Origin of the sequence: Myroides gitamensis, assembly GCF_029894455.1 — a bacterium.
Taxonomy (GTDB): domain Bacteria; phylum Bacteroidota; class Bacteroidia; order Flavobacteriales; family Flavobacteriaceae; genus Flavobacterium; species Flavobacterium odoratum.
In genome coordinates this window covers 2,953,317-2,970,526 of record NZ_JARYHN010000001.1, presented here as the reverse complement: position 1 = coordinate 2,970,526, position 17,210 = coordinate 2,953,317, and the positions used below count along the sequence as shown (strand labels likewise).

16 protein-coding genes are annotated in these 17,210 nt (G+C 36.9%); 5 read left to right on the top strand and 11 right to left on the bottom strand.

Annotation, left to right across the window (positions count from 1 at the left end; translation table 11 throughout):
- Window positions 1–4 precede the first annotated feature (4 nt).
- Genes M2306_RS13190 through M2306_RS13180 form a run of 3 tightly spaced genes read right to left on the bottom strand, consistent with a single transcriptional unit; the run spans window position 5 to window position 4,115 of the window.
- Complete coding sequence (locus M2306_RS13190; protein ID WP_259187622.1) at window positions 5–1,726, bottom strand: phosphoethanolamine transferase family protein; 1,722 nt, start codon at window positions 1,724–1,726, stop codon at window positions 5–7.
- A 10-nt stretch (window positions 1,727–1,736) separates the two neighbouring features.
- The gene (locus tag M2306_RS13185; RefSeq protein ID WP_259187623.1) at window positions 1,737–2,885 is read right to left on the bottom strand and encodes a BamA/TamA family outer membrane protein; all 1,149 of its coding nucleotides are present in this window, start codon (window positions 2,883–2,885) and stop codon (window positions 1,737–1,739) included.
- A gap of 36 nt (window positions 2,886–2,921) precedes the next feature.
- Window positions 2,922–4,115 (bottom strand): aromatic amino acid transporter, encoded by a 1,194-nt coding sequence (locus M2306_RS13180; RefSeq protein WP_259187624.1) that lies wholly within the window; start codon window positions 4,113–4,115, stop codon window positions 2,922–2,924.
- Window positions 4,116–4,662: 547 nt separating this feature from the next.
- Here M2306_RS13180 and M2306_RS13175 point away from each other — a divergent pair.
- From M2306_RS13175 to M2306_RS13155, 5 genes are all read left to right on the top strand, one after another.
- On the top strand, window positions 4,663–5,019 hold the full coding sequence (locus tag M2306_RS13175; RefSeq protein ID WP_259187625.1) for a DUF2946 family protein: 357 nt from the start codon (window positions 4,663–4,665) through the stop codon (window positions 5,017–5,019).
- A 69-nt stretch (window positions 5,020–5,088) separates the two neighbouring features.
- Entirely contained in the window at window positions 5,089–7,455 is a 2,367-nt protein-coding gene (locus M2306_RS13170) for a TonB-dependent receptor (protein WP_259187626.1), read from the top strand.
- Window positions 7,455–7,778, top strand: a complete 324-nt coding sequence (locus tag M2306_RS13165; RefSeq protein ID WP_115092294.1) for a hypothetical protein — start codon at window positions 7,455–7,457, stop codon at window positions 7,776–7,778. The genes M2306_RS13170 and M2306_RS13165 overlap by 1 nt, the downstream gene beginning before the upstream one ends.
- A gap of 67 nt (window positions 7,779–7,845) precedes the next feature.
- On the top strand, window positions 7,846–8,382 hold the full coding sequence (locus tag M2306_RS13160; RefSeq protein WP_259187627.1) for a DUF4625 domain-containing protein: 537 nt from the start codon (window positions 7,846–7,848) through the stop codon (window positions 8,380–8,382).
- A gap of 112 nt (window positions 8,383–8,494) precedes the next feature.
- Window positions 8,495–10,615: a prolyl oligopeptidase family serine peptidase gene (locus tag M2306_RS13155; protein WP_259187628.1), complete on the top strand. Its 2,121-nt coding sequence runs from the start codon at window positions 8,495–8,497 to the stop codon at window positions 10,613–10,615.
- 82 nt (window positions 10,616–10,697) lie between these two features.
- Here M2306_RS13155 and M2306_RS13150 read toward each other — a convergent pair whose 3' ends face one another.
- From M2306_RS13150 to M2306_RS13115, 8 genes are all read right to left on the bottom strand, one after another.
- The gene (locus M2306_RS13150; RefSeq protein ID WP_259187629.1) at window positions 10,698–11,453 is read right to left on the bottom strand and encodes an SDR family oxidoreductase; all 756 of its coding nucleotides are present in this window, start codon (window positions 11,451–11,453) and stop codon (window positions 10,698–10,700) included.
- 73 nt (window positions 11,454–11,526) lie between these two features.
- Entirely contained in the window at window positions 11,527–12,132 is a 606-nt protein-coding gene (locus M2306_RS13145) for a DUF1684 domain-containing protein (protein WP_259187630.1), read from the bottom strand.
- Window positions 12,133–12,220: 88 nt separating this feature from the next.
- Window positions 12,221–12,694 (bottom strand): Dps family protein, encoded by a 474-nt coding sequence (locus M2306_RS13140; protein WP_259187631.1) that lies wholly within the window; start codon window positions 12,692–12,694, stop codon window positions 12,221–12,223.
- Window positions 12,695–12,855: 161 nt separating this feature from the next.
- On the bottom strand, window positions 12,856–13,323 hold the full coding sequence (locus M2306_RS13135; RefSeq protein WP_115092297.1) for a hypothetical protein: 468 nt from the start codon (window positions 13,321–13,323) through the stop codon (window positions 12,856–12,858).
- 81 nt (window positions 13,324–13,404) lie between these two features.
- Window positions 13,405–14,103, bottom strand: coding sequence for a monofunctional biosynthetic peptidoglycan transglycosylase (mtgA, locus tag M2306_RS13130; RefSeq protein ID WP_259187632.1), 699 nt, complete (start codon window positions 14,101–14,103; stop codon window positions 13,405–13,407).
- A gap of 119 nt (window positions 14,104–14,222) precedes the next feature.
- Window positions 14,223–14,942, bottom strand: coding sequence for a 3-ketoacyl-ACP reductase (locus M2306_RS13125; RefSeq protein ID WP_002989395.1), 720 nt, complete (start codon window positions 14,940–14,942; stop codon window positions 14,223–14,225).
- A 28-nt stretch (window positions 14,943–14,970) separates the two neighbouring features.
- A complete protein-coding gene (locus tag M2306_RS13120; protein WP_115092299.1) occupies window positions 14,971–15,741 on the bottom strand; it encodes a DUF3050 domain-containing protein in 771 nt (256 codons plus the stop codon).
- A gap of 90 nt (window positions 15,742–15,831) precedes the next feature.
- Window positions 15,832–17,010: an acyl-CoA dehydrogenase family protein gene (locus M2306_RS13115; RefSeq protein WP_115092300.1), complete on the bottom strand. Its 1,179-nt coding sequence runs from the start codon at window positions 17,008–17,010 to the stop codon at window positions 15,832–15,834.
- Window positions 17,011–17,210: the final 200 nt, after the last annotated feature.

Sequence of the window (17,210 nt, the reverse complement as noted above, 5' to 3'; positions counted from 1 at the left end):
ATTTTTATTTTTTTAAATTCAATTTTTTTATTTGTTCAAAATCTTCTTCTTTCAAATTCATCTGTTGATAAGGAACGGCCTGGTCGTGATCATTGAGATACTGTCGAGGTATTGCCTTAAATTGCGGATGAACAAGAGAAAATTCTCGTTTTAAGTAAGGGGTTTGTATTTCAGCTGCATCCAATAAGGTGTGAAAAATAACATGGGTACTGATGGGCTCTTTTTTGCGTTGTTGTGCAAGTTGATATTGCTCAGGATGTTCTTCAATAAAGGAATCCGAAAACCACAAGAAAAAGGGAATATGCAATTGATAGTATGATGGTGTCGGAGAGGAATGCAAGAACAAACCGCGATCATCATCAAACAAATCTTCCCCATGATCAGAGGTGTACAAAACCAAACTTGGAATATTAACCTGCTGTAAAGCCTGTAAAGTCGAGGAGAGAAAATAATCCGTATACAAAATACTATTGTCATACGTATTGACTAACTGCTCTTTTTGTCTGCGACTCACAGCTGTTAAATTATCAGGCGTGAATTTTTGATATGCCAAAGGATAACGCTCTTTGTAATTGAAGTGAGAACCATAGCTATGTAAAACAATGAACAAATTGCCCGTTGTTTTTTCAATTAAATTCATCATAATCGGAATCAAATCCTCATCAGGGCGATTCACCGTTAATCGTGTTTTGGGATCTGTTGTGCGAATCGTTTGATAGATATCTGCCTCTTTGGTGAAATATTCAATAAAGGAATTATTCTCCGATTGGTTGGATAGACAGATTGTGGTAAATCCAGCTTCTTTAAACGCTTGTGCGATTCCTTTTCTCTGATAGATCTCCTCGTAATTGGTTGCATTGACATCAGATAAAATCATCGACACACTTTTGTGTGTGGTATTGGATTGAGTCAACGCGTCTTGATAGAATACTGTATTTTGTTGTTGTGATAAATGGGGGGTTGTCGGACGGTTATACCCATAGACTTGCCAGTTATGCGCTCGACTCGTTTCGCCTACAATGAGCACGAAAATTTCGCGCTGATCTTTAGTTGAAGCTGAGGTACTGTTGAAGGTGAAATCCTTGGATGTTTCAGGATATGCCTGAACTTTTTTCCATTTATTGATGGCAAAATTTAAATTGTAATACGCATTGATGGGATATACATCAACAGTAAATGCAAAAGCATTGCGATTGGTGTTTTTTGCTCCTAAAGATATCAATAGTGAACCAAATAAAATAGCTACACCAGCAATCAACGCTTTGTGTCTAAATAGTTTTGGTGCATATATTTTTCGCTTCCATTGAAGGATGGCCCAAACAATAGTTGGAATATATAAGATGCAAACAAAAGCAATCGAAGGAAGTAAACTTCCCAATAGTTCTGTAATCTCAGAGGTATTGGTTGTAGCGACATTTAAGTACATATCAACCGCAATGACATCTTCTCCAAACAAATAGAATAAAACAATTTGAAAGGCGTGAATAAACAAGACAGGAAACAAGAGAATCTGTGTGCGCCCCATATTTTTAAACAGAGAAAAAACAAGAAGATATAAACTCAAAGGAAATAAGAATACCGTTGCTTTTCCCAAGAAATTGAGCGGTTGGAATAAAGCAAAATAAAGGGAGGGCACCATATTGACAACTAAGTAAATATAGAATAGGGCCACCAGATTTGTACTCAGTCTACCTAATAGACTTCTTCTTTGTATTTTTTCTTGCATAAATAGTGTCTTAGAAAGCTTCGTTTATATTAAAGTAGAAGCCACTTTGTCCTTTGGCAATTCCATAATCCAAGCGAATATTTACTCGATTTTTGAATTCCCAGCGATAACCAATTCCATAGGTAGGCAAAGCCTCTGCCCAGTTCATGTCTTTGAATTTATCAAAAATAGTACCAACTCCACCCCATACAACTAACCCATGGCGGTTGTATACTTTTTGACGAAGTTCAACTTGTGTGTTTAGTTCTTTTCGATCGCGGTATTGTCCAGAAAGATACCCGCGCATTTGTCTAGCCCCTCCTAGTTGAGCCATCATATTCCAAGGAATATCCCCATTGTTGAATATTCCATTCGCATCAAATGCCAAAATAGTCTTGGGCGCTAGTTGTTGAAAATAACGAGCACTTGTTTCGATTCGACTGAAATGAATATTACTTCCTAGGGTACGCGAATAAAACGTTTGTTGGTATTGTAGAAAAATCCCTTTACTCGGATTTGGAATAAAATCTCGAGTATCATACGAAAAGATAAAACCACTCCCAACAAGCGTAGTCGTCAAATTTTCTTGTGGTTCAAATGCTGCTTTTTCAAAATCACTTCCTTTTACATTCTGTGCCGCAAAGGTGAACCCTACATATCCGTTGTTTATCACTTCGGCTAAGAAATCTGCTTTAAGGGATAAACGATACTCATTGTATTTTGAATATTCTCCTGATGCCCCTGCATCATACCCAATGCCATAGTATTTACTCGGCATATAGTTAAAGGACATATCCGAATTGATGCGGAATTTATCCTCTGGAAAAATAGTGCTATTTTCAATCCCAATGGAAAAGAAACCACTGGTGGTAATATTAGAATAAATAGAAACGTTAGAAGGAGATAGCTCCATGTTTTCTTGATCCAGGCGATATAAACCAGAAGCTACAAGCCCTAAACCCAATTTAGTATCGACAGAATAACTTGGACCTCCAATAAAGGAGATGTCAAATTTATTTTGGGATTTATCTTTTTTGGCTTCTTCAAAATAGTGAACAATCCGCTCAAAAAACTTTTTCTTTTCTAGCGTATCTTTTGCTTTATCTAGCTCCGTTTGTGCAAAGGCACCTAGGCTGCTAAATAAAATCAGTAAGAAAACGATATAGTGTATGTTTCTCATGATCTGTGTAAAGTGTTTGTAATATGTTTGTTTTATTTAGTGCTGTAAGGCAATTTTTATCTGCGCATAAATAATGATAGCTGCCAGGATAAAAATGAGGGTAATCAAGATAATTTGTGCAATCGGTATGCGTTGTTTATGGTAGTTCATAGCCTTTAGATATAAATACTGAGGAATGAACAAAGCTAAGATTACCCCTGCAATTGCAGCATAACCTAGAGCAAGAATGAACCCTTCTGGGTAAAATAAAGCAAATAGTAAAGGCGGAATAAAGGTTAATAATCCGGCGACACTAGTCGTTACAAAACCTTTTGTCTTAGGTTTTAATACATCTTTATAATAATCAAAAAGACCGATGCTCACCCCTAAGAATGAAGTACCCAATGCAGTAGCTGCAAATAAGCTAAACAGTGTTTCGATATGTGCAGAATGTGTCATTTCGCGGACACTCAAAATGAGCCCTCTTAATTCTGAGTTTTCATTTAAAATTTGCATGAATCGAGTTTGATCAATACTCCCCAGAACAACAACCTGCCAAATCAAATAGATAATTAAGGGAAGTAAACTTCCCCAAATAAAGGCGCGATGCAGTTGTTTTTTATTTCCTCCAAGATAATTGACAATGCTAGGAATACTACCGTGAAATCCGAAGGAAGTAAAAATAGCAGGAAGTGCTGTTACCGTAATACCCACAGATAGAGGAGCATGTAGTAAATTAGCCTGTTGAATAAAAGGAAACAACAAAGCAACCAGCAAAACTAAGAAAATCAGTTTGGCAATAAATAAGCCTCGGGTTAACCAATCCACCCAATGGGTTCCAATGATGACAATGCCCCCAAAAAGGAGGGAGAATAGCAAGATAGCTGTGCGTGTATCAAAATTGGTGTCCAACAACAAATCAATATTTGTTTTGAGGATGGTTCCTCCTCCAGACATATAAGCCGCTGTAAGTCCATAAATCAAAAACATCAGGCTAAATCCTGCTAGCTTGTTGATAAAGGGACCTGTATATTTTTTCGTTAAGGTATTAAATCCATCTGTTGGTTCGTTGTAGTCGTAGATGCGAACCATGAGCAAGGCAGTATAACACATGGCGAACCAAATAATAAACAGCAATAAGGTGGTTCCCCAAAACCCAACACCTGCTGATGTTATGGGCATAGCAAGCATTCCTCCTCCGATACAAGAGCCTGCAATAATTAAGATGCTACCAAGCAATTTACTGTTCATTACGTTGAAAAATTTAGACGAAACACAAAGATAAAAAAGCTTTTTGGCTTATTATTTTAATGTTAAGATAATTTTGTTTTATAAAAATGCGTTAATTGTTAAAAATACAACATTTGATTGATTGAAATGCGTTCTCTTTAAAAAAGAGTATCTTGTATTGTGTTTTGGAATCTGTTATTTATTTGAAGAATAAGGTGAGGTTTTCTCTTTCTAGCATAGAATTCACTATTCTTATTGTGACTTAAAGCTTGAATTTTTGGTAAAATTGTTGAGACTGTTCAACAAGTCATCTTTTACCAGTGTTGGCGTAAAATCAACGAATCGTTACCAAATCATTAGTTCGTCCTAGATTAAAAAATGGGAAGTGCTGCATTTAATGAAATAAACTGAAGGAAACCCAATAGGTCAAGGCTTATTTGGGGTGAAATATCAAAGAAGTCATTCAAAAGAATAAAAATAGGGTTGTTTAAAAAGCACTAAAAAAAACATAAAAAAAGCGTTAACTAAATATTCTGTACTATATTTGTCGCTTATGAGTAGAAAAAAAATGATAGCGAGAGTATTGTTAGTGGTAGCTTTTTTGTTTACCACCGTATTCCAATTGGTACATAGCTATCAACATATTTCTACTGCAGTTGCTTATGAACAAGAGCATCACACGCATGCACATTACACAGAAGGACGAAGTGATCATGGTGGCGTTCAACTTACTGAAGATCACAGTCACATGGACCATTGTTTTGCTTGTGATTTTATTCCTACTTCAGGATTAGAGCCTGTTCAAATGGAATGGCATGCAGTTGCCTACCAAAACATTCAAGAAGTACAAGAAGAGGTAACGTTGTTGTTTACCCCTTTATCTCACGTTTACTATTCCCTTCGCGCCCCTCCAGTATGGGTTTAATTATTTAGATTTTTGTTAGACAATGTATTGTCTGACTGCTATTTTATTAATTAAAACATACAAGATACAATGAGAATTCTATGTACATGGATGGTTCTGTTGTGCTCTTTTAGTATGCTTGCACAAGCGTTTACCTTAAAAGGAAGAGTGTCGGACTATCATGGAGAAGCCTTAATTGGCGCAACAATTACTTTTGAAAATCAAGCTTTTATGGCAGATGTAAAAGGGAGATTTCAAGCAAAACCTATTGAAAAAGGAACCTATCAACTAGTCGTGTCTTACCTCGGATATGAGACGTTAACAATGAACGTAAAAGTAGAAGCAGATCAAGATTTGGATCTACACTTAAAAGAAAGTTCAACGCTATTGGATCAGGTAGTTGTTTCTAGTCATGCGAAACACAGCGTACAACACGTAGATAAAGTATCCAATCAGCAATTAGTAGAGAAGTTCGCAGGTTCTTTGGCGAAAACCCTAGAATCTGTAGCAGGAGTTAACTCCATGGATATTGGTGCCGGAGCTTCTAAACCCGTAATTCGCGGTTTGGGTTTTAATCGAGTAGCCGTGGCAGAAAACGGAGCCAAACAAGAAGGACAACAATGGGGTGCTGATCACGGATTGGAAATCGATGCGTTTAGTACAGAAGAGGTTGAAGTAATCAAAGGAGTTGGGGCCATTGAATATGGGAGTGATGCAATTGGTGGTGTAATTAAGATTAACAATGAAAAAGTCCCGCAAGTACATTCCTTTGATGGAAAAGCGATTGTGTATGGAAAATCAGTTAATGATGCACTAGGGGCTTCAGTTCAAATCAAGCAAAGAGGAGAACGCTTCTTCTATAAGTTAAAAGTAACAGGACAGGATTACGCTGATTATCGCGTACCCATCAAACAAATTGATTACCTCAATACGATTATCCCTATTGAAGGGGGACGTATGAAAAATACAGCCGGAAATAACTTGGCGCTTTATGGTCAAATCGGGTATGTAGGTACGCAGTTTAAAAATATCTTGAGCATTAGTAACGTATACGATAAAAGTGGTTTCTTTCCAGGAGCACACGGTATTCCAAATATTGCAGCGGTTCAAGATGATGGAAATCACAGAAATGTAGAATTGCCAAACCAATCGGTCAATCACTTTAAAGTAACGAATACGGCTACTTGGGAGTTCGATGCGAATCGAAAGTTGAGCGTTTTATTGGCTTTTCAAAATAATAAAAGACAAGAAAACAGTTTGTTTCACTCGCATTTTTCTAATCAAACGCCTCCAGCAAATAATCCAAACCTAGAATTAGAGTTTGTGTTGAATACGTTTGACGCAGCGGTAAAATACGAGCACCTTTTTAGCAATGAACATAAGTTGACCGTTGGGATTCAACAGAATTACCAAAATAATACCATTGGTGGATATGGATTCTTATTACCAAAGTTCAATAAGTCTGGAGTTGGTGCATTTGGTATGTATGAGTATTTTGTCAATGATCGCTTAACTTGGGAAGCTGGTATTCGCGCTGATTATGCAAGTGTACACGTAAAACCGTTTTACGATGAAATTCTCTATGACTATTTAATCGATCGAGGACAATCCGTAGAAACCGCTGAGAATTACGCCCAACGCAGTCAAAAGCAAGACCGTAATTTTAGTAGTTTCAATGGAATGATTGGAGCTAAATTTGATTGGACAGAACATTTTAATATTGCAGCGACGGTAGGTACAAACTTCCGTTTTCCGACAGCAATTGAACTAGCGTCAAATGGAGTGCATCACGGTGCTTTTCGCCACGAAAAAGGAAATCCCGATTTAGATCCTGAAAAAGGAATTGCTCTTGATTTTAGAGCAACCTATGAAACGTCAACGTTTAGTACGACGATAAGTCCTTATGCTTACTATTTTACCAATTATATCTTCTTAAAGCCAAGCGGAACGTTTTCAATCTTACCCGATAGTGGACAGATTTACGAGTATACGCAATCAAAAGCCTTAATTACAGGGTTTGAGTGGAAAGCAGAGCAACGCTTATGGGATCGCTTGACAGTAGAAGGGGTGTTTGAATTTATCTATAACAAACAATTAGATAACGGTAAAAAGGGAAATTATCCTTTGCCCTTTTCAACACCTGCTAATTTCTTTGGGCAGTTAAGTTATACCTTGAATGATTGGAAAGTATTCCAACAACCTGAAGTATTTGTCAACGGAAAATGGTACGCAGAGCAAAAGCGAATTGCACAAGGAGAAGATGTCACACCGAGTTCACAAAGCTATGGTTTGGGACTTTCTTCAACGATTCGATTGGGTAGTGTAGCAGCCAAAGCAAGTTTAACCGCAACCAATATTTTTGATGCAAAAATATTGAATCACATGAGTTTTTATCGACCACTGGGGATACCCGAATTAGGTAGATCTATTCAATTAATGATTCAAATACCATTTTAATGAAGAACGTTAACATCAATGGTAGTAAATATGCTTTTTTAGTTGTTGTATTTTTTATTCCTCTAATTAGTAATTTACTGCATTATGTTATCATTGAACATGAATTTGGACAGCGAAATCACGAGGTAGAATGGATCGACGGTAGTAAAGTACACTACTGCGATCAATACTTATTCAAGATTCACCCAGCCATTGAAGTACCACAACTTTCTATTGATATTGTCCCCCTAGTTCTATACGAAACAACTGTTTTATTAATTTGTAAACTTATAGAACAACGAGTAAGTTGTTTTTATTTTAATCGTGGACCGCCATTTGTATAAAGAAGAAAAGAAGAAAAGAAGGAAACAACAACATATATATATACGTAAACGATTAAAATTTAAAACAATGAGAAAATTACAATATTTAGCAATAGCATCAATAGCAAGTGTATTTACTTTTACTTCATGTTCAAGTGATGACAGCACAGACACAGAAAAACCAGTCATTGACTTAGTAGCACCTGCAGAAGGAGCTAAGTTAGAAGTAGGAAAGGATATTCACTTTGATATGGTGGTATCCGATAATGACGGATTGGCTTCGTATAACGTAGATATCCACAATAATTTTGATGGACATAACCATTCAGGGGGGGATAACCATACGCATGCCTTGGCTGTAAAAGAAGTTGCAGCTGACGGGAAACCTTTTGCCTTTAACAAAACATGGGATTTAGGAGGGGTGAAAAATGATAAAATTCACCACCATGAAATCATCATCGACGCAAATGCTAAACCAGGAAACTATCACTTTGTGGTAAAAGTATTGGATAAATCAGGGAATCAAACCATGGAATTTAGAAATATCCAAATTGTAGCAGCAGGAGAAGGAGATGGTGGACATGACCACGATCACGACCATGATGATCACGACCACGCACATTAAGTAGCCGCCTTAATTGGTTTATATTTGTAGAAAAGCAAGGCGTAATGCCTTGCTTTTGTATTTATTATTAATATATTTACTTTCACAGAAATTTAAAACAGAAATATTTATTATGAGAAAATCGTTTATGACACTTCTTGTAGCAACTTTGATTATTTCATGTAAAAATGAAGGAGCAAAGGAACAGGTGGCGGATATTCAATATCCTGAAACGAAAAAAGGAGATGTAGTTGATACATACTTCGAGGTTGAAGTAGCTGACCCTTACCGTTGGTTAGAAGATGACCGTTCCGAAGAAACTGCAGCTTGGGTAAAAGCACAGAATGAAGTAACTAATGGTTACTTAGCTCAAATTCCATTTAGAGATCAGTTGAAAAAACAAATGGAAGAAGCATGGAATTATGAAAAAATCGGTGCTCCATTCAAAGAAGGAAAATACACGTATTTTTTCAAAAATGATGGATTACAAAATCAATCTATTTTATACCGTAAAGATGAAGCTGGAAAAGAAGAAGTATTCTTAGATCCAAATAAATTCTCTACGGATGGAACAACTTCTTTAGGAAGTATTGATTTCTCAGAAGATGGAAGCAAAGCAGCTTACGCTATTTCTGAAGGAGGAAGCGACTGGAGAAAAGTAATTGTAATTGATACAGAAACGAAAGAAGTTATCGGTGATACTTTAGTGGATGTAAAATTTAGTGGTGTTTCTTGGTTTAAAAATGAAGGATTCTATTATTCAAGTTACGATAAACCTGAAGGAAGTGAGTTGTCTGCTAAAACAGATCAACATAAATTGTACTACCACAAGTTGGGAACTGCTCAAAAAGAAGATGCATTAATCTTTGGTAAAGACCAAAAAAGAAGATACGTAGGTGGATATGTAACAGGAGATAATCAATACTTAGTGATTACTGCTGCGAATTCTACATACGGAAATGAATTGTACATCAAAGACTTGACAAAAGCGAATAGTCCAATTGTAACGTTGGTAAATAACTTCGATAGTAGCAGTAGTGTTTTAGACAGCAAAGACGGTAAATTGTATATTGAAACTGATTTCAATGCGCCGAATTCACGCGTAGTAACGGTGGATGCAACTAAACCACAACAAGCAAACTGGGCTGATTTTATCGCAGAGACAGAAAATGTATTGTCACCAACTAAAGGAGGAGGCTATATTTTTGCTAGCTATTTAAAAGATGCGGTTTCTATGGTGAAACAATACGATTACACAGGGAAAGAAATCAGAACAATCGAATTACCTGGAATTGGAACAGCAAGTGGATTTGGAGGTAAAAAAGAAGATACAACGTTGTATTATTCTTTTACAAACTACATTACACCTGGAACAATCTATGCATTAGATGTAAAAGATGGAGCTTCTAAAGTGTATGAACAACCAAAAGTGAAATTCGACTCTTCTCAATATGAATCAAAACAAGTGTTCTATGCTTCAAAAGATGGAACAAAAGTACCGATGATTATCACGTATAAGAAAGGAATTGAATTGAACGGTAAAAACCCAACAATGTTATATGCGTATGGAGGATTCAATATCAGCTTAACACCATCATTTAGCATTGCAAATGCAATCTGGTTAGAAAACGGTGGAGTATATGCAGTACCAAACTTAAGAGGGGGTGGTGAGTATGGAAAAGCTTGGCACGTAGCAGGAACAAAAATGCAAAAGCAAAATGTATTTGACGATTTCATCGCTGCTGCTCAGTATTTGATTGACAATAAATATACATCATCTGATTTCTTAGCTATTAAAGGAGGATCAAATGGAGGTTTATTAGTTGGAGCAACGATGACACAACGTCCTGACTTAATGAAGGTAGCTTTACCAGCAGTAGGAGTATTGGATATGTTGCGTTACCATACCTTTACAGCAGGTGCTGGATGGGCGTATGATTACGGAACTGCGGAAGACAGCAAAGAGATGTTTGAGTATTTGAAAGGATATTCGCCATTACACAATGTAAAAGCAGAAGCTTATCCTGCAACAATGGTTACAACAGGAGATCATGATGACCGCGTAGTACCAGCACACAGTTTTAAATTTGCTGCTGAGTTACAAGCGAAAAACAACGGACATAATCCAATGTTAATTCGCATTGAAACAAATGCTGGACATGGAGCTGGAAAATCAATTGCTCAACAAATTCAAGAGCATGTTGACTTACAAGCATTCACGTTATACAGTATGGGAGTAAAGAAGTTGAAATAAACAGACTAGAATAAATAAAAAGGCTATCTCTTTGTGGAGATAGCCTTTTTTTATGCTATAAAGCGACATTGTGTCGATGGAATTAACTTGTTTTTATTTTCGGAAAACCACCATCTACGCTGATTTCTGTTCCTACAATAAAGGAAGAATCATCCGAAGCGAGGAAAAGAACGGCCTGAGCAACCTCATGGGCCTGTCCAAAGCGCTTAATCGGAACCTGAGGAGCAAAGGAAGTCGTAAACGCTTTCACTTGCTCTTCGGATAGATTCGAACGGTCAAAGTAGTTGGTTTCTATTGGACCAGGTGAAACTGCATTTACTCGGATGTTTTTGCTGATGAGTTCCGCAGCAAAGGTCTTTGTAAAGGATTGTACTGCTGCTTTTGCAGCAGAGTAAACACTAGAATTGGCCATGCCAATTTCCGTAACAATAGACGTATTTAGTATAATGGAACTATTCGGACGTAAAAGAGGGAGTACCTGTTGTACCGTGAATAGGGTTCCTTTTACTAACACATCAAACATCTCATTGTAATGCGCTTCATCAATGTATTCCAATGGAGCATATTTTCCAAACCCTGCATTGACAAATACAAGATCTAAATGAGATACCTGTTGACTAATCAAATGCTGTAATTGGAGTAAATCTGTCATAGACCCTGCATCAGAAACAATCCCAAGGGCGTTGTTACCAATTTCAGCGACTGTGCGTTCCACTGTTTCTTTCGTTCGACCTGTGAGGATAACTTGAGCCCCTTGATCACTGAATAATTGAGCTGTTGCTTTGCCTATACCGCTTGTGCCACCCGTAACAAGGGCAATCTTTCCTTTTAATTTCATCTTTCTATCTTTTAAAAGACCAAAAGTAGGAGGATGATACAAGCGCTACAATCCGTTTCTTGCTATTCTGATTTTAGTATTTATAATCTTTGATCCCTGCATTAATCTCCGCATTAATATCATTTTGTGGCGGTGGGATAGGACATGAGAATTTCGGATTATACACACAGTATGGATTATACGCTAAATTGAAATTCAAAATAATAGTTTCTCCTTCGGGAATCTCTAAATCGATATATCGACCTCCACCATAGGTACTAACGCCTGAAGTTAAATCAGTGAAAGGCAGAAATAAATGTTTTTCATATTCTTTCTGGTTGCGCAAGTTCACATCCTGAAATAAATCTAATTTTTGAGGTTTGCCATTAAAAGTAAAAGAAGCCTCACCGTATTTGACATAAATGGGTTTGCGTTCTGTGGTTGTCGGCATCTCAAAAGGCACTTCACCTGGAGTACGGGTGAATTGAGCTTCAATAATAAAGCGCTCATTAACGGGGAAAAATTCGAGGCTAACAAATTTATTTAATGCATCTGGCACTAAAGGAGAAGTTTCTTTATTTCCGAATTCTTTATTTAAGCTTTTTTGAAATAAAAGGGCTTTTTCTGTCTCAGTTTGGGGCGAAGACGTACAAGCGTACTGTAATAGAATGACAGCACCAAGCATAATCAATCGTTTCATTGTTTTGTTGTTCTGGGTTGGCTGTAAAAATAGCAAAAAAGGTTTGCCTTTAAAAGACAAACCTTTATAATAAATCAGAACAGCAAGATTACTTGATGTGTGCGCGTAACATCCAAGCTGCTTCTTCGTGTTTTTCTAATAATCCCGTTAAGAAATCAGCTGTACCTTGATCGTGCATATCGTCAATGGCATCAATGTTCTCTCTTAAGTAGATGATAATCGATTCGTGATCTTTGCACAAGTCTTTAATCCAAGAGGCACTGTCGTTTCCTTGATTATCTCTTGATTCAGATAGTTGAGTCAAAGCAAGATATTCTTTTAAGCTACTAGGCGCATAATGTCCTAAGTGACGGATTCGCTCTGCAATAGCATCCACGTCTACAATAATAGCTTCATATTGTGATTGAAAGAATAAGTGCATGGAATGGAAGTCAATTCCTTCCACGTTGTAATGTGCATTTCTCGTTTTAGTATAAAGCACGAATTCATCTGCTAGTAGTTTAGCAAGCTTGTCTGTGATTTGTTGTCTTACGTCGTCTTTTAAACCAATGTTTGTTTTCATAGTATTTGATTTTAGTTGCTTACAAATTACAAAAAAAGTAGGGATTAATCCCTGTTTTGTATGATAAATAAAAGATAAAATAACCTTTTTTATATAAAAGGATAGTGTTTCTGTAGGGTGTAAATAAAAAAAGGATCTGTTTCCAGATCCTTTTCGCATGATTATTTTTTCAATTTATCAGCAGCATTTTCTAACCCTTTTTGAGCTTCTTTTGCCGCATCATTTACATTTTCTTTGGCTTTGTCTGCTTTCTCTTTCGCCTCATCTTTCATTTCATTCACTTTGCCTTTTGCTTCATCTAGTGATTTTGCAGCGTCATTTTTCAACTCTTCCGCTTTATCACCAACCTGGTTCACTACTTCTTCTGTTTTATTTTTAGTAGCTTCCCATGCTTTTTGTGCCTCGTCTAGTGTTTTTCTAGCCGCTTCTTCAGCTGCCTTGTCACCACTTTTTACTGCGTCCTCTACTGCTTTTTTCGCTTCATCAAATTTAAGCTCAGCTTCGGATTTCGCTTCTGTTAATTCTGTTGCTGGAGTAGTCTCTGAATCTACAGCTCCTGACTTCGTGTCTTTACAAGATGTAGCGAACAGTAAACCACCAATAGCTAACGATAATACAATTTTTTTCATAACAAAAATAATTTAAGTTTGACTACAAGTTAGGAAAAATCTAGTTTAAATGAAAATTTTTAACTAAAAACGTATTATTTTTTACTTCTGTTTCTTTTTATTCAAATCCAATGGGCCATACCCCTTGATATAACGAGAGATGGTTTGTTTTCGCTTGCTAACATAAGGACCAGACTTTACTGGATTATAACGTCTCGGACTCGGTAAGATTACCGCTAGTCCAGCTGCTTCATTAACCGTCAGTTTCGCCGCACTTTTCTTATACCAATGTTGTGCAGCTGCCTCAGCGCCATAAACACCATCACCCATTTCAATGCTGTTGAGGTACACTTCTAAAATGCGCTCCTTTGACCATAGCAGTTCGATTAAGGCCGTAAAATAAGCCTCAAACCCCTTGCGAATATAACTTCGACCCGGCCATAAAAATACATTCTTAGCAGTTTGTTGTGAAATAGTACTACCGCCTTTGATGCGTTTTCCCTTCTCATTGTTTTTCATCGCCTTTTCAATCGCTTTGAAATCAAAACCATTATGGCTTAAGAAATGCCCATCTTCACTTACAATAACAGCTTTCTGTAAATTAGGACTAATCTTATCCAAAGACACCCAATCGTGTTTCAATGTAAAAGATTTGCCTTCTTTCTTTTGATCGTATAACCGAATAAACATCAAGGGTGTATAAGGTACAGGAACAAAACGAAAAAAGATGACAGAAAAGATGCTTAATGCAAAGAACCACAACACAAGCTTTAGAATAAAGCGTAAAAGTTTGCGAACCATAGATTTATAACGTATAAAAACTGGTACAAATGTACTAACATATTGCGAAATGCAATTCATGGAAGTAAAAAAAATGTAAGAAAAAAAGCTACCTCATTGAGGTAGCTTTTTTAGTGATATTATACGGGATTTGTTGTCCACAAAGAAGCGGTTTTCAACATCGCTCTTCTCGGTAATTTTAAAGTTGCTACCAGTAGCTCTGCAAAATCCTCCGGTTGTAAGATATGATCTGGGTTACCATCTGTTAAACCTAGTTCAATAGACATATCTGAAGCAATGGTACTTGGTGTTAAGGTACACACGCGGATATTGTTTTTGCGAACTTCTTTCATTAGGGATTCGGATAGACCGATAACTGCAAACTTAGAAGCTGAATAGGCTGAAGTGGTTGGATTTCCATTTAGCCCTGCTGTAGAAGCCACATTGAAGATATCTCCTTCATTTTGTTGAATCAGATGCGGTAATACTTCACGGGTTACATTGTAAACCCCCATCACATTTGTCAATAAGATTTCTTCCCAACGATCAGCGGGCATATCTACAAATTTTCCAAATTCAGAGATACCTGCATTGTTGACTAAAATATCGATTCCACCTAAGAAATCAATAACTTTTGCAATTTCCGTGTGAACGGCTGGTTTATCTACGACATCAAATACAGCATACGTTGCTTTTACGCCCAATGCTGTTAATTCTTCAACCGTCTGTTTCAGGCGTTCTTCGTTTCTACCTGTGATTGCCACGTTAATTCCTTCTTTTGCAAAGGCAAGTGCTGTAGCCTTTCCTAATCCTCTACCACCACCTGTGATAATTGCATTTTTTCCTTTTAATGGACTCATAGCCTTGTGTTTTTATAAATAGAATTAATTAATTTGCTTCAATCGCGCGTTCGATTGCATTCCATAAGCCATATCGCTTGATTAAAGCTTCTTTGGATACGCGAATCACCTCTTGCCATTTTTGTTCATCTGAACCACATAGTTCCGTAATCATTTGCATTGCCATGGGTCCATGCTCATCGCCATCTAATTCAATGTGTCGCTCAAAGTAATAAATTAATTTGGACAAATCTGTTTCTGGAAAGTTAAGTTGAAACCCTTTTAGGATAGCAGTAAACATTTCAGGAATCAAATCTTCACGACCAAAAGTAAATGCCGCTGCAATTTCATGCGGTTTTCCTTGCGCAATGATGTCAAAAGTAAAAGTCAAGAAGTCTTTAATATCTTGATCCACAGCTAATGCTGTAATCGCTTGTTCGATGCTTTTTCCCTCTTGTAGTTGAGCTAAAAAAGCATCCATGATTTGCACATCTGCTTGGGCGTCGCGCATTGCATCGACATACATTTCAAAATGACTCAAACGCTGTCCGTCCATAGCTAAATCGGATTCCTCCGCTAAGACAATCTCGTTAATTAAATAACGCGTCTGTGGATAAGGAGAAGCGAACCAAGGCGTAGTTGTACACGTAAGCTTTTGTTGTAAGGCTTTTAACAGGGACATAAAATCCCATACTGCGTATACATGGCCTTCCATGAATTTTTGTAAATGGGCAACAGTAGTAATTTTTTGATATAATGGATGCTCTAATAAAGCTTGACGTTCTGGAGTAATCAGTTGATTAACGGTTTGAATATTCATAATGATTAAAAGATTTATACAAAAATAAAAAAGCTTCTCGGTAAGGAGAAGCTCTTTATATAAAGTTTATCTATTTTGTTATAAGCTAGACTACTTGAATGCTGGGAATCCCGTTACATCCATACCTGTAATTAACAAGTGGATATCGTGTGTTCCTTCATACGTTACAACTGATTCAAGGTTCATCATGTGGCGCATAATAGAATACTCCCCTGTGATACCCATTCCTCCTAACATTTGACGTGCTTCACGAGCAATTTCTAATGCCATATTTACGTTGTTTCGTTTTGCCATAGAAATCTGAGCTGAAGTTGCTCTTCCTTCGTTTCTCAAAACACCTAAACGCCAAGTTAACATTTGTGCTTTAGTGATTTCAGTGATCATCTCAGCTAATTTCTTTTGCTGTAATTGTGTAGCTCCAATTGGTTTGTCAAATTGGATACGCTCTTTTGAGTAACGCAAAGCTGTATCATAACAGTCCATTGCTGCTCCAATAGCTCCCCAAGCAATTCCATAACGTGCAGAATCTAAACATCCTAGTGGTGCTCCTAATCCTGATTTGTTTGGTAATAAGTTTTCTTTTGGAACTTTTACGTTGTCAAAAATAAGCTCTCCAGTTGCAGAAGCTCTTAATGACCATTTGTTGTGCGTTTCTGGAGTTGTGAAACCTTCCATTCCTCTTTCAACGATTAAACCGTGAATTCTACCTTCTTCGTTTTTCGCCCAAACTACAGCGATATCAGCGAAAGGTGCATTTGAAATCCACATTTTTGCTCCATTTAATAGATAATGATCACCCATATCTTTGAAGTTGGTAATCATTCCAGATGGATTTGAACCATGGTCTGGCTCAGTTAAACCAAAACAACCGATCATTTCTCCAGTTGCTAATTTTGGTAAGTATTTATTGCGTTGTTCTTCGTTTCCGTATTTCCAAATCGGATACATTACTAATGAAGATTGAACAGATGATGTTGAACGTACACCTGAATCACCTCTTTCAATTTCTTGCATAATTAAACCATACGAAATTTGGTCTAATCCTGCTCCTCCGTATTCTGTTGGAATATAAGGACCAAATCCTCCAATTTCAGCTAATCCACTGATAATTTGTTTTGGGAATTCTGCTTTTTGAGCATATTCTTCAATAATTGGAGATACTTCTCTTTTAACCCATGCTCTCGCTGCATCGCGAATCAATTTATGCTCTTCTGTAAGCAAATCATCTAAAAGATAGTAATCTGGCGCCTGAAATAAATCTGGTTTCATAATATTCTTAAGTTTATCAGTTGTGACAACAAAAATAAGTAATATTTATAGATGTGCAATTTTTGCATGTGAAAGTATAGCTAAATTGCCTTTGTTTTACGCGAGAATAGAAATCACCGCATTATTTCTTGTTTAATCCTGACGGCAAGTTGTTGGCCATCTATGATGAACTCCCAGAAGATTTTGAAACCTTATTGAAA

Excerpts from the sequence above, each read along its gene's own strand:
- M2306_RS13175 (WP_259187625.1), top strand. The coding sequence starts at position 4,663 with ATGATAGCGAGAGTATTGTTAGTGGTAGCTTTTTTGTTTACCACCGTA.
- M2306_RS13170 (WP_259187626.1), top strand. The coding sequence starts at position 5,089 with ATGAGAATTCTATGTACATGGATGGTTCTGTTGTGCTCTTTTAGTATG.
- M2306_RS13115 (WP_115092300.1), bottom strand. The coding sequence starts at position 17,010 with ATGAAACCAGATTTATTTCAGGCGCCAGATTACTATCTTTTAGATGAT.
- M2306_RS13140 (WP_259187631.1), bottom strand. The coding sequence starts at position 12,694 with ATGAAAACAAACATTGGTTTAAAAGACGACGTAAGACAACAAATCACA.
- mtgA (WP_259187632.1), bottom strand. The coding sequence starts at position 14,103 with ATGGTTCGCAAACTTTTACGCTTTATTCTAAAGCTTGTGTTGTGGTTC.
- M2306_RS13155 (WP_259187628.1), top strand. The coding sequence starts at position 8,495 with ATGAGAAAATCGTTTATGACACTTCTTGTAGCAACTTTGATTATTTCA.
- M2306_RS13185 (WP_259187623.1), bottom strand. The coding sequence starts at position 2,885 with ATGAGAAACATACACTATATCGTTTTCTTACTGATTTTATTTAGCAGC.
- M2306_RS13165 (WP_115092294.1), top strand. The coding sequence starts at position 7,455 with ATGAAGAACGTTAACATCAATGGTAGTAAATATGCTTTTTTAGTTGTT.
- M2306_RS13120 (WP_115092299.1), bottom strand. The coding sequence starts at position 15,741 with ATGAATATTCAAACCGTTAATCAACTGATTACTCCAGAACGTCAAGCT.
- M2306_RS13160 (WP_259187627.1), top strand. The coding sequence starts at position 7,846 with ATGAGAAAATTACAATATTTAGCAATAGCATCAATAGCAAGTGTATTT.
- M2306_RS13190 (WP_259187622.1), bottom strand. The coding sequence starts at position 1,726 with ATGCAAGAAAAAATACAAAGAAGAAGTCTATTAGGTAGACTGAGTACA.
- M2306_RS13145 (WP_259187630.1), bottom strand. The coding sequence starts at position 12,132 with ATGAAACGATTGATTATGCTTGGTGCTGTCATTCTATTACAGTACGCT.
- M2306_RS13180 (WP_259187624.1), bottom strand. The coding sequence starts at position 4,115 with ATGAACAGTAAATTGCTTGGTAGCATCTTAATTATTGCAGGCTCTTGT.
- M2306_RS13135 (WP_115092297.1), bottom strand. The coding sequence starts at position 13,323 with ATGAAAAAAATTGTATTATCGTTAGCTATTGGTGGTTTACTGTTCGCT.
- M2306_RS13150 (WP_259187629.1), bottom strand. The coding sequence starts at position 11,453 with ATGAAATTAAAAGGAAAGATTGCCCTTGTTACGGGTGGCACAAGCGGT.
- M2306_RS13125 (WP_002989395.1), bottom strand. The coding sequence starts at position 14,942 with ATGAGTCCATTAAAAGGAAAAAATGCAATTATCACAGGTGGTGGTAGA.